At 34.1% G+C, this 13,173-nt stretch carries 10 protein-coding genes; 9 read left to right on the forward strand and 1 reads right to left on the reverse strand.

The annotated features are described in order from the left end of the window. The first annotated feature begins 174 nt into the window (after positions 1 to 174). The 8 genes from ACNQGG_RS07540 (at position 175) to phoU (ending at position 8,403) form a co-directional block, all read left to right on the forward strand. Entirely contained in the window at positions 175 to 858 is a 684-nt protein-coding gene (locus ACNQGG_RS07540; RefSeq protein ID WP_035669540.1) for a response regulator transcription factor, read from the forward strand. 67 nt (positions 859 to 925) lie between these two features. After that, positions 926 to 2,038, forward strand: coding sequence for a sensor histidine kinase (locus ACNQGG_RS07545; protein ID WP_417962689.1), 1,113 nt, complete (start codon positions 926 to 928; stop codon positions 2,036 to 2,038). Positions 2,039 to 2,195: 157 nt separating this feature from the next. Then, entirely contained in the window at positions 2,196 to 3,488 is a 1,293-nt protein-coding gene (locus ACNQGG_RS07550) for a porin (RefSeq protein WP_417962691.1), read from the forward strand. 262 nt (positions 3,489 to 3,750) lie between these two features. Continuing rightward, positions 3,751 to 4,584, forward strand: coding sequence for a phosphate ABC transporter substrate-binding protein (locus ACNQGG_RS07555; RefSeq protein ID WP_417962693.1), 834 nt, complete (start codon positions 3,751 to 3,753; stop codon positions 4,582 to 4,584). A gap of 74 nt (positions 4,585 to 4,658) precedes the next feature. After that, on the forward strand, positions 4,659 to 5,906 hold the full coding sequence (pstC, locus tag ACNQGG_RS07560; RefSeq protein WP_417962695.1) for a phosphate ABC transporter permease subunit PstC: 1,248 nt from the start codon (positions 4,659 to 4,661) through the stop codon (positions 5,904 to 5,906). A 2-nt stretch (positions 5,907 to 5,908) separates the two neighbouring features. Further along, complete coding sequence (pstA, locus tag ACNQGG_RS07565) at positions 5,909 to 6,853, forward strand: phosphate ABC transporter permease PstA (RefSeq protein ID WP_417962697.1); 945 nt, start codon at positions 5,909 to 5,911, stop codon at positions 6,851 to 6,853. Between the two features lie 44 nt (positions 6,854 to 6,897). After that, a complete protein-coding gene (gene pstB / locus ACNQGG_RS07570; RefSeq protein WP_417962699.1) occupies positions 6,898 to 7,656 on the forward strand; it encodes a phosphate ABC transporter ATP-binding protein PstB in 759 nt (252 codons plus the stop codon). Positions 7,657 to 7,725: 69 nt separating this feature from the next. After that, positions 7,726 to 8,403 (forward strand): phosphate signaling complex protein PhoU, encoded by a 678-nt coding sequence (gene phoU, locus ACNQGG_RS07575; RefSeq protein WP_417962701.1) that lies wholly within the window; start codon positions 7,726 to 7,728, stop codon positions 8,401 to 8,403. A gap of 119 nt (positions 8,404 to 8,522) precedes the next feature. On the opposite strand, the gene ACNQGG_RS07580 is transcribed toward phoU, so the two are convergent. After that, on the reverse strand, positions 8,523 to 9,587 hold the full coding sequence (locus tag ACNQGG_RS07580) for a glycosyltransferase (RefSeq protein ID WP_417962703.1): 1,065 nt from the start codon (positions 9,585 to 9,587) through the stop codon (positions 8,523 to 8,525). Between the two features lie 576 nt (positions 9,588 to 10,163). On the opposite strand from ACNQGG_RS07580, the gene ACNQGG_RS07585 reads away from it, so the two are divergent. Then, positions 10,164 to 13,173, forward strand: a 3,010-nt coding sequence (locus ACNQGG_RS07585; protein WP_417962705.1) for a hypothetical protein, incomplete at its 3' end; no start/stop codon positions are given.

A 13,173-nucleotide genomic window follows, 5' to 3' on the forward strand; every position in this document is an offset into this window, starting at 1 on the left:
AAGTTACTTGATTATTACTATTTAGTTTTGCAAACATTAATAAATTGTTAACATATTAAATTACGGTTAACGGGATTTTTAAACGGTTCTTTTATTGTTATATTTACAATCGGAATTGAAAATCACTGAGCATTTCAGGCGTAAATTCCATCAGATTAATATAATTTTTCTATTATGAAAAAAAGAAACACAAAGATTTTACTCGTTGATGATGAGCCGGATATTTTGGAAATTGTAGGGTATAATCTTACTCAGGAAGGTTATCAGATATTTACTGCAGCAAATGGAAAAGAGGCTATCATAAAAGCCAAGAAAGAATTGCCGGATCTGATTATCATGGATGTAATGATGCCGGAGATGGATGGGATGGAAGCGTGTGAGAATATTAGAAAAATACCGGAACTGAATAATGTAATTATTACTTTCCTTACAGCAAGAAGTGAAGATTATTCTCAGGTGGCTGGTTTTGATGCTGGTGCGGATGATTATATTACAAAACCCATCAAACCAAAACTATTAGTCAGTAAAGTAAAAGCATTGTTAAGACGCTTGAAAGAACAAGAGCAGAATAGCGAAACACTTAACGTAGGAGGGATCGAGATCAATCGGGAAGAATATAAGATTAGAAAAGATAATGTGGAGATTGCCTTGCCGCGAAAAGAATTTGAATTGTTTTATCTATTGGCTTCCAAGCCGGGAAAAGTATTCAAACGCGACGAAATTTTAGATAAAGTCTGGGGGAACGAAGTGGTAGTAGGAGGAAGAACCATAGATGTTCATATTAGAAAATTACGAGAAAAAATTGGGGAAGATTTATTCAAAACCATTAAAGGAGTAGGGTATAAATTTGAAGTGTAAACACATTTTTTTTATAAGAATACAAATTGCAAAATTCAAATCGCTTTAAAAGCGAGGTATGAAATAGATGAAAATAAATTTTAAGAAAACATATAAGTTTGCCATAAAGTCTGCTTTATTCATTAGTCTTTTTGCTACTGGGTTTGTCATGTTAATGGTGTTGTTATTCTTTGGTTCCAAAGTAACTAATTTGATGCTGTTTGGAGTTGTTTGTCTCTTAATTATTTATTTGTTTTCTTTTTTGGTTTTGCAATATCGCGTCGAACGGTTTATTTATAGACGCGTCAAAAAAATATATGATGATGTATCACTATTGGAATCCAGCACTTTTATAAATCAGCCTATTACTACTGATATGGAAACCTTGACGCGTGAAGTCAAGAAGTTTGCCACCGATAAAAAGCTGGAAATCGAAATGCTGCAGATTCGGGAAGAATACCGGAGAGAGTTTCTTGGAAATGTTTCGCATGAACTTAAAACACCTTTGTTTACCGTTCAAGGTTATATTTCTACTTTGCTGGATGGGGCAATGGATGATAAAAATATTAGAAAAAAATATTTAAAGCGTGCCGAGAAAGGAGTAGAAAGATTAATCTACATCGTTGAAGATTTAGATATGATTACCAAATTGGAATCTGGTGATTTGAATCTTGATTTTTCTGAATTTGATATTGTAGAGTTGATACAAAACGTTTTTGATTTATTGGAAATGAAAGCTGATAAAAAGAAAATCACATTGGCTTTTGAAAATTACCACATACAGCCTATTATAGTGCATGGAGATAAAGATAAGATTCAGCAAGTTGTTGAAAACCTAATTGTAAACTCTATTAAGTATGGCAGAGAAAGTGGTTTTACCGAAGTTACCATTGTTAATTTGACAAAGAAAAAGGTATTGGTTCGAATAACTGATAATGGCGAAGGAATTGAAAAACAAAATATACCGAGGCTTTTTGAACGTTTTTATAGGGTAGACAAAAGCGGTTCGCGTTCAGAAGGAGGATCAGGTTTAGGATTAGCAATTGTAAAACACATCATAGAGGCACACAAAGAAAAAATATATGTGGAAAGTGAGTTCGGAATTGGGTCTGAATTTTCCTTTACAATTGAAAAGGCAAGATTAAAAAAGCTTGAATTAGATCCTGAAGAAATAAATAGTAAAAGTCTTAAAAATCAATAAAATAAAATAAAGTAAGTCTGAAAATGATTGTAAATAAATCCTACAAATAGGATTGAAAACCTTATCGGAACGATAATTTATCACCAACATAATAATTTGTTAACATTGACTTAACATAACAGGTTCACCTTTGCAAAAAAATTAATCATATAATAAAATGAAAAAAATTTTATTTGCAGTTTTAGTTATGGCTTCAGTAATAACTAATGCGCAAGAGGTAAAGAAGGATGAAATCACAAAAGAAGTGGTTCGTGTTTTGGATTCTATAAATAAGGTAAATGTAGCGGAAGAAAAAACGAAGGTTAAGAAAGAGCATTGGTACGATAATATAGGAATCAGAGGATATGTTCAGGTAAGATATAATGGACTTCTTTCTTCTAATGACAAGGTTTCATGTGATCAGTGTGACAAATCTTGGGGAACTACATCAACAGCAATCGATGCTAAATCAAATAATGGTCTTTTTATAAGAAGAGCCCGTATCGTTTTTTCTGGACAAGTTCATCCTAATGTATATGTTTATATTCAGCCAGATTTTGCCAGCTCACCATCGACTGGTATAAATAATTTTGCCCAAATTAGAGATGCGTATTTTGATTTGTCATTTGATGCTAATAAAGAATTTCGTGTAAGAGTTGGACAAAGTAAAGTTCCTTTTGGGTTTGAGAATTTACAATCCAGTCAAAACCGATTGACTTTAGATCGTAACGATGCCTTGAATAGTGCCGTAGCAAATGAAAGAGACTTAGGGGTGTTCTTTTACTGGGCTCCAAGTAAAATTAGAGATCGTTTTGCAATGCTTGTAAAAGATGGATACAAGGGTTCTGGAGATTATGGAGTATTTGCTTTTGGTGCTTATAATGGACAAACAGCCAATAAGTCTGAAGCAAATAGAAATTTACATGTAGTGACAAGAATAAGTTATCCTTTTGAGATTGGAGGTCAAATTATAGAGCCTGGTATACAGGCATATACTGGTAAATGGGCTTTTACTAATGAGCTTTCAACAGGAGTGACTACAGCAGATAAATTATATACATTAGATCAAAGGGTTGCAGCTTCGTTTATTCTTTATCCTAAACCATTCGGAGTTCAAGCGGAATATAATATTGGGAAAGGACCTCGCTATGATAAAATGACTAATACCGTCAAATCTTCTGATTTAGAAGGAGGTTATGTGACGTTAAATTACAAATGGGATTTACCAAAGCATCAATATATTTATCCTTTTGCCAAATTCCAATATTATGATGGTGGAAAGAAATTTGAAAAAGATGCCAGAAGCTATATAGTGAGGGATTACGAGTTAGGAATAGAATGGCAGCCTATTAAAGCATTTGAATTAGTGGCAGAATGGGTAATTGCTGATAGAACATTTGAAGATAGCGCGCTACCAAATAATAGACAACGGGGGAATTTATTGAGATTGCAGGCTCAGTTCAACTTTTAGTTTTACAGTTAAAAAATAAGTTGGTTAAATAAAAAGAGGCTATTTCACAACTCGTGAAATGGCCTTTTTTCTATTTCTGTCCGGATTCTTCTGAGAATGTGTCTTTAATACTCAGAATTCATAATTTTTTTGGTTAAGAGACTTTTTCTTTATTGTATATTCATTGTAAAAATCATCAAATAATAAAGATTGAATAATACTGACTTAACACAGAGTTAACCTTAAAACTTTACTTTTGTAAAAAAATTAAATGAGCTTTAAAATGAAAACAACAAAATTAAAAATAGCTTCCCTTTTAGTAGTCATAATGGCTATTGGATATTCGTTTACTTCTTTGAGTAAAATAACAATTAAAGGTTCAGATACGATGGTGATTTTATCACAACAATGGGCAGAAGCATATATGAAGAAACATCCAGAAACAACAATCCAGGTAACAGGTGGTGGATCAGGAGTAGGTCTTGCAGCATTAATCAATGGTTCTACTGATATCGCAAATTCAAGCCGTCCTATAAAACCGTCTGAATTAGAAAAAATAAAAGTGAAATACAAAAAAAGCGCTATTGAGATTGCTTGTGCAAAAGATGGTTTATCTGTTTTTCTTAATAAAGGAAATACGGTTTCAGAATTGACAATACAGCAGTTAGGTGATATTTTTTCCGGAAAAATAACCAACTGGAAACAAGTAGGTGGAGCTGATGCCAAAATACAATTGTATGGTAGAGAAAGTAGTTCAGGTACTTTTGAATTTTTTAAAGAGCATGTAGTTAAAACTGATTTTTCACCTACTTGTCAAACCTTACCTGGGACAGCAGCTATTGTGAATGCAGTAAAAAAAGACAAGTATAGTATTGGATATGGCGGAGCTGCTTATGCGGAAGGTGTAAAAGATTGTAAAGTAAAGAAAGATGCTAAAAGCAAGGGATATTTGCCAACTGCTGCAACCATAAAAAACAAAACATATCCAATTTCAAGATACTTGTATATGTATTTAAAATCTAAGCCAACAGGTGATACTAAGGCTTTTATAGATTGGATTTTGGGTCCGGAGGGTCAAAAGATGATTACAACAGTAGGATATTTTCCTGTAAAATAAAAACTATAAAAATATCCCTCTATTTAATTATGGAGGGATATTTTTTTAAATTTATGAATTCTTAAATTAATTAAATGAATTCTCCACTTCCAAGTAAACAAATTTTCACCAAAGAGAGTTTGAAAAAACAATTTAGACTTTCAGAGTTCCTTGCCGAAAAAGTTATTTCTTTTGTAGCTTTTTTGTCGATAGCCATTATCTTTTTGATATTTATTTTTGTCTTTAAGGAATCAATGCCGTTATTTAGTTTTGGTAAAAAAGACAAAATAAAAACTGAAATACAAACTACTTCGGATGTAAAAGCAGAAAGCTACGACGGAGCAGAAACTTCAACAGAAGAAATACAGCCAGAGACATACGGAACGCCTGCAGAAGAGCTAGAGCCTGAAACCTATGGAGAGCCTACTGAAGATTTAAATCCAGTAACTCAAGAAACACAAACTTCGGAAGAACTAGAGCCTGAAACTTATGGGACTCCAACTGAAGATTTGAACCCAGAAACAGCAACGGGTAAGGAGATTATTATTGATGAAAAAGTTACAGAAAATAAAGAAGGAGCCGATAGAACCTGGAGTACTTTTTTCTCCACAGAATGGGTTCCTGTTTCTGATAATCCACGTTTTGGTTTGTTGGCATTACTTGTTGGAACTTTAAAAGTTACTATAATTGCGATGTTGATTGCAGGACCTTTGGCAATATTAGCAGCGGTTTATACTTCTTGTTTTGCGTCTAATAGGAGAAAGGAAATCATAAAGCCTATTATCGAAATGTTAGCGGCATTTCCATCAGTGGTGATTGGATTTTTTGCAATGATGGTTTTGGCCACTTTTTTTCAGGATATTTTTGGGTATGATTCTCGATTGAATGCTTTTATTGGAGGTGTTGCTATGGCATTAGCAGCTATTCCAATTATTTATACCATTTCAGAAGATGCACTATCGGCAGTCCCTAAAACATTTACGGAGGCCAGTTTAGCGCTAGGAGCGAGTAAGGCACAAACTGCATTTTTTGTGATTCTTCCTGCTGCAACTCCAGGTATTTTTGCGGCTATATTATTAGGTATAGGTAGGGTTTTTGGGGAAACCATGATTGCATTGATGGCAACAGGGAACGCAGCACTTTTGTCAGCAAATCCTTTTGAAAGTGTACGTACTTTTGCGGCAACAATTGGTTCAGAAATGGCAGAGACTGTTTTTGGGGAAACCCATTACAGTGTGTTGTTTTTTATTGGGTCTTTGCTTTTCATTTTTTCATTTATATTAAATGCAGTGGCAGAATTTTATGTTAAAGGAAAATTAATTAAAAAATTCCAAGGTAAATAAACATGGAAAAAGCAATCAGTGTATCAGAAGACTCGTTTTATAAGACTAAAAAAACGGGTGGGAATATTAAAGAAAATGCAGTTGTAGGATTGACACAAATCGCAGTTCTTTTAATTATTGCTATCTTGTTTATAATTTTAGGTATTATTATTTACCAAGGGCGTGAAAAATTTTCATGGGAATTTATAAGTTCTTTTCCAACGGACGGAATGACAAAAGGGGGTATTTTTCCTGCGTTGATAGGGACTTTTATATTAGTAATTGTTATGTCGATAGCGGCAGTTCCTTTTGGTACAATAACAGCCATTTATTTAACGGAATATGCCAAAGAAAATTCAAAATTTGCTGCAGCAGTACGATTTTCAATTCGCACATTGGCAGTAGTACCTTCTATTATTTTTGGTCTTTTCGGACTTGGATTTTTTATCCAATTTGTTGGGTCGGGAATGGATTCTGCTTTCAATGATGGTGAATTGCATTGGGGACAGCCTAATATTCTTTGGGCAAGTTTGACTATGGGATTACTCACACTTCCAGTAATTATCGTTTCTGTGGAAGAAGCATTGAAAACGATTCCGCGTGAGTTGCGTGAGGCCAGTTTAGCATTAGGAGCAACAAAATGGCAAACCATAAAAAAAGTAGTTTTTCCAGGTTCTATTTCTGGAATTATGACAGGGACTATTCTTGCAGTAAGTAGAGGTGCAGGAGAAGTAGCTCCTATTTTATTTACTGGTGCGGCCTATTATTTAGCCACTTTGCCAGAGTCTTTGAGTGATCAATTTATGAATCTGGGTTACCATGTTTATATTATGTCCACACAATCTTCTGACGTAGAGAAAACTATGCCTATACAGTTCGCAACCACATTAGTATTATTAATTCTTACTTTATCATTAAATCTTGTGGCAGTAATTATCAGATCAAGAATTAGAAGAAGAGTAAAATAGTCTTAAAAGACAACAGCAATTATTTTTGATTTAATAAAGAAAACATGAGAGATGTAAAAATAGAGGTTAAGGATTTGTCATTGTATTATGGCGATAAGAAAGCCTTAAAGGAAATTTCAATGCAAATTCCGGCGAATAAAGTGACGGCATTAATAGGTCCTTCTGGTTGTGGTAAATCTACTTTTTTAAGATGTATCAATAGAATGAATGATCTTATTCCGAGTGTGAAAATTACGGGTAGCATGCTTGTAGAAGGTGTAGATATTTACAATAAGGATGTAGATGTAGTAAATATTAGAAAAAAAATCGGAATGGTTTTTCAAAAGTCAAACCCTTTCCCAAAATCTATTTATGAAAATATTGCCTATGGTCCTAAAATAAATGGGATAAAAGACAAAGCGCAGTTAAACGAAATCGTAGAAACTTCATTGCGTCAGGCTGCTATTTGGGATGAATTGAAAGATCGTTTGGATGATTCAGCAATGGGTCTTTCAGGTGGACAACAACAGCGTTTGTGTATTGCCAGAACTTTGGCGGTAAGCCCGGATATTATTCTTATGGATGAACCTGCGAGTGCATTGGATCCGATATCTACATCAAAAATAGAAGAATTAGTTCATGAGTTGAAAGAGCAGTACACAATAATTATTGTTACCCATAACATGCAGCAAGCAGCGAGAACTAGTGATTATACAGGATTTTTTTATATGGGTGAATTGATTGAAATGGGTAAAACTAATACTATATTTACCAAACCAGAACAAAAACAGACTGAAGATTATATCACAGGAAGATTTGGATAAAAGTTAATATAAATAGAAATAGACTTTCTAAAAGCGTATTTTGATCTTTTAATTTTTAAATAAAAAAACATGGCATCACACTTTGAAATAGAACTAGAAAAACTAAAGAATATAATCATTAAAATTGGTAAACTTGCAGAAAATCAAGTGAGTGGATCCGTAAATTCTTTGCTGTCAGAACCTCTCGCTGAAGGTAAGGAAATAAAAAAAACAGAAAATAAGATTGATAAATTAGATGTGAAGATTGATGAAATTTGCCAAAGTATTTTTGCTTTGCAACAGCCAGTAGCTTCTGATTTGCGTTTTATTATGTCAGCTATGCAAATTAGCAATGAGATAGAGAGAATAGGTGATTTGGCGATAAGTATCATAAAAAAATCGAAGAATATTAAAGATAAACATGACTTAATTGTTAAGTTTAATATTACGGATATAGCCAGACAGGTTGAGGTGATTACTATAAAAACGAATGAATGTTTCTTGTCTCGTGATGAAAATACGATTGGGGAGATTTTTGTTTTGAACAATACCATAAAAAATGAATGTGATGAAGCGATACACAATATCATCAATGAAATGAAGTCAAATTCTAAGACGGTAGTTTCGGGAACAAATCTTGTGATTGTTTTAAAGCATTTAGAGCGTATTTCTGAACATTGTACTAATATCGCAGAGTATGTTTATTTTATGATAAATGCTAAAATCATCAAACACGAGAAATTTGGAGAAAAAAAATCAGAGGATTAATCCAAGATAATCTAATTAAGTTATAGATTTCTTTACAATAAAAAACACCCTAATTATAATACTTTGAAAGTATTATAATTAGGGTGTTTTTTATTGTAAAGAAATTGGAATTATTGATACTATTCAAAAACCTGAAACAATGCTTTCCAGTCTAATGCAGTATCTAATTGTGGCAGTCCTTTGTACAACTCAATTTCTTCAAGGTTTTCGATTCTAAAATTGTTTTGTTCCGCATACGGGACCAATCCTTCTTTTTTTAATTTTTTTGCTAGATATTCCTGTTCGTATTGACCAGGAGTAGGAATAAAAAAAGCCTTTTTATTCAGCTTGGCTAAATCCATAATAGTTGTATATCCTGACCTGCACAGTACAGTATTACTTTCGTTAAAAGTTTGTTCAAGTTGTCGCGTATTCATAAAATTATAATAGGTGATATTCTCAATTTGTTCCTTTATTTGGTCTTTTTCTATCGTCCCTTTTATAAAAACCACATTCCCATTATATTTCAATACTTCAATCTTTAGTTTATCTTCCAGCATCCCACGTTGTGGTTCTGGTCCAGATAAAATAACCATCAAATCATATTTTTTGGGAGTCTCACGTTTATGCAATCGGCTTAAAGGCCCAATGTATTTTGTCACAAAATCAGCCTTTTTTAAATGTCCTAATTTGCCCGTCAAATTTGGAATTCCTTCTAAATCCGGGACCCAACATTCAGTATATTTTTTTATGATATGTATATGGAGCATGCTGGTAATCCAAGTAGTATTCCCGGTCATCACATTCAATTGATGAGTCATAAATACTGAGGGTACCTTTTTACTAAATATACCAAGCCTGTTATCAGATATTACACCTTCAATGGAATATTTCTTAATCCATTTTTTTACTAATTTTTTTTCGGCCCAAATAGCTTCAATCATTTTCGGACAATTTTGCAATAATTTCCATTTGAAATTTTTACCATTTTTAGAATATTCTATTTCATATGAGGGTAATTCAAGCGTTTTTAGATATGGAAATTCTTTTCGTAATAACTCCAATGCAATACCATCAGAAGCGATTATTGGGATGTAATTATTGTCTTGTAAAGCCTTAATGACAGGGATGCATCGGGTAGCATGACCCAGTCCCCAATTTAATGGAGCAACAAGTATGTTTTTTTGAGTAGTGCTAAATTCCATTGTAGTTTATGTAATTTTTTTAAGCGGAAAGATACATAAAACAATGTGTTGGATGTATTAAGTAAATAGCACCAAAAGATTAATTTATCTGAAATATTGCAGGATTTTTTATTTGTTTTTTGATACTGTTAATTTTATTTTTTTGATGTTGTCATTTGTATCGATATCAATTAAAAAAGTGAAGATTAACGATGAAAAAAGCATTTTAACGATTATTTATGAAAATAATCAGTTTGTAGGAATAATATTGTTACTTTTGCCGCATTTTTTCAATTGAGTTTTTGAATAACAATATAAATTACTATCTGTTTTAAAATACAGATGTATTTAAAATAGTTTTAATCTTGGGGTTAATTAAAATATAAAATTGCCTTAAATTAAATATAATAGTTTAATTATGATTATTAAAACTACAAAATTTATTTCAGAAAGTTTTAAGTGTTTATTCATTTCAAAAACAATGCAATTAAGTTTGTTGCTATTTTTATCTTCCTTGATTCGTTCTTCGCCAGTAAATGAAAGCTAGTTGAATTTTTTCGATGTGTCCCCAAAATCTTCTTTTCCAAATATATCTGTATGAATGCAAAATTCTCAATAACAAAAATATTTTCTCTTTTCACACTACTTTTTATACTGACTTTCAATAGTGTTAATGGACAAACGCCAGGAATTATATATGAACCAGCAACTGGTTTAGGAGCTACAGTGCTTGATCCAAATGGAGATGGCTACGTGTCTCTAACTAGTGTTGGATTTACAACTGACGATCAATTGCAGAGTGAGATTCCATACTCATCGCTTATTTTTCCAATGGTTGAGCCAAATAGTGATCTTGGACCCGGGCCAGATTGCGGTTTTACTGATTTTGTTGATCAGGGAGATCAAGATCCAGTTCAGTCATATGTTGACGCTAGTAACAATTGGCTTTTTAGGATGAGAATGGGTAATACAGCACCCAATGCAAAAAGCTATAGTATTCTCATTGATACTGATGGTAAATTTGGAGGGACAGGGCCTAATGCAGATCCAAATTATTCAAGTTCAAACCCAGGTTTTGAAATCGAGATTGTATTATCCACAAAGTTTGGAGTTTTTGTATATGATGTAAATAATATGAATTGTACTCCGGTTATTTCATATGTGGGAACAACTAATTATCAGAAATCAATAGCTCTTACAACGAGTTGTGGTAATCCAGATTATTTTTATGATTTCTTTTTAAATTTTAGTGATTTAACAACTCAATTTGGTGTAACTCCAGCTACAAAAATGCGAATGGCAATTGTAGATAATATGGCTGCCAATAAATCCACCTTATGTAATTCATCGTCAGCTTCTGATTTGGCAGGTATAGATGATGCAAGTTGCGGTAGTATTCTAGAAAATTGTTTTGGAGATATTGTTGATAATTATACACCTTGCGCACCAGGTGTAATCTGTCCAGATCGTTCGGTTTGTCCGGGAATAAATAATATTAACACAGGAGCAACATCAATTTCTGGTACTTCAACGGAAGCTAATGGAACAATTATAGATGTTTATAAGGATGAAGTTTTTATTGGTTCAACCGCGGTAAGTGCGGGCATTTGGATACTAAGTTCTATCAGTCCTGCTCTTGTTACTAATAATGTGATTACGGCGACGGCGACGGCCCCAAGTAAAGGAGTTTCAATAGGAAATTGTAATTCAGTAACGGTAGTTAGTTGTTCTTCCGTAACAACGGTGCCAGCAGCGGGAGATATTGTAAAAATATCTGGTAATAAAGGATATGATCTTACAGTAAGTCGCCCAATAGGAACTATTGTGAGATGTTATAATGCAAATGGAGTTCTTATTGATCCAATAGCTTTGGTTTTAGAATCACCAAATAATTTAAATACTGTAACCACTACTTCGGTTGGTCAACACGTGCTGTTTAAATGCCAAACAGGAAACTGTTTTGGGAATACAGTGTATTTTTTCACCTATCAGGAACCAGGAAAATGCGAGTCTTCTAAGACATACGATTGTCAATATTCTTCGGCAACAGCTACAGCAAATCCAACTGTAATAACAGCACCAATTTCTACTTCAACGACTTCTATTTCGGGTTCAATGAATGCTCCTGACAATGTTTCTGGAGTTACCGTAAATTTAATGTCAAACGGAATGCAGCTTGGAACCACGACCACAACATCAGGTGGGGCATGGACAATTGGTAGCTTGTCTCTTTCTGGTCGTGAATGTCAAACGCTATCTGTAGTTGCTATAATTTCAGGTAAATGTATCTCTGTGGGATCGGTTACTGTCGTAATACAAAGAAAAGGAATCACTCCAGTTATCAATGGACCAATATGTACAAATGCTGCTGTAATATCTGTCTCTGGAACATCTGTAGAAGCTGTAGGTACAATAATTCGAGTGTATGAAAATGGGGTTGCAGAAGGTTCGACAACTACGGTTCTAGCTAATGGAACTTGGACGGCTTCAACGGGGATTAGTATTGCTTTAGGAAGTACAATTACCGCAAAAGCATCTGGAAGTTGTTTGTCATTGAGTGATGCTTCGAATTCGGTATTTGTTGGTACAAAATCATCAAATATAGTAGCAATTACCACTACTACAATATACGAATGTTCTGCATCAGTTAGTGGTACAGGTACAAATGGAGATGTTGTCAGTTTATATGTTGATGGATTTCAAATTGGCGGAACAACAACTGTTTCAGGCGGAGTTTGGACAATTGGTAGTTTAGATACCGCTTGCTATTTATATACTGGTGGTGTAGTTACTGCAAAAGCCGCTACTGGTACTAATTGTGAAGGGAATCCTTCGGCAGGGGTAACTGTTGTATGTGTTAACCCTTCAAATAGTTTAATAGTTACACCGGCTTCAACATTAATTTGTCCAGGTTCAACCGTCGCAGTAACAGTTCAAAGCTCGGAAAGCGGAATTATTTATCAATTATTTAATGGAGTTTCAATAAGTGGGTCATCCAAATTAGGAACCGGAAGTAGTATAATTTTAACTTCGGCTGCATTAACCAGTGCAACTACTCTTACAATAAAAGCAATTAGATTAGGGAATTCCTGTACGGTAAGCTTATTAAATTCTGTTACAGTAACGATAGATGTTGCTCCCACAACACCGGCAACGGCAGTAACTCAACCTACTTGTGCGACAGCCACAGGAACGATAACCGTTGCGGTACAAACAGCGGGCGAAACCTATAGCTTTGATAATGGAAGCACCTTTCAAGCCAGCAACATCAAATCAGGGTTAGCAACAGGCAGTCACAATGTTATTATCAAAAGTACAGGTGGATGTAATTCCGCAGCAACAACGACAGTAATCAATGCCCAACCAGTTACACCAGCCGCCCCGACAGCGGGAGCGGTAACACAACCAACCTGTTCCGTGGCTACGGGTTCATTCCAAATAGCTTCCTATAATGCCGCTAACACCTATACTTTCACGCCAAGTGTCGTGAGTATTTCAGGAACGGGATTGGTAACAGCCAATGCTAATTCATATACATTTACGTTGACCAATGTTTCAGGATGTACTTCGTTAGACAGTAGTTCGATTGTGGTGAATGCGCAACCAG

It is taken from the genome of Flavobacterium esculini, assembly GCF_048284325.1.
In the GTDB taxonomy this organism is placed as follows: Bacteria; Bacteroidota; Bacteroidia; order Flavobacteriales; family Flavobacteriaceae; genus Flavobacterium.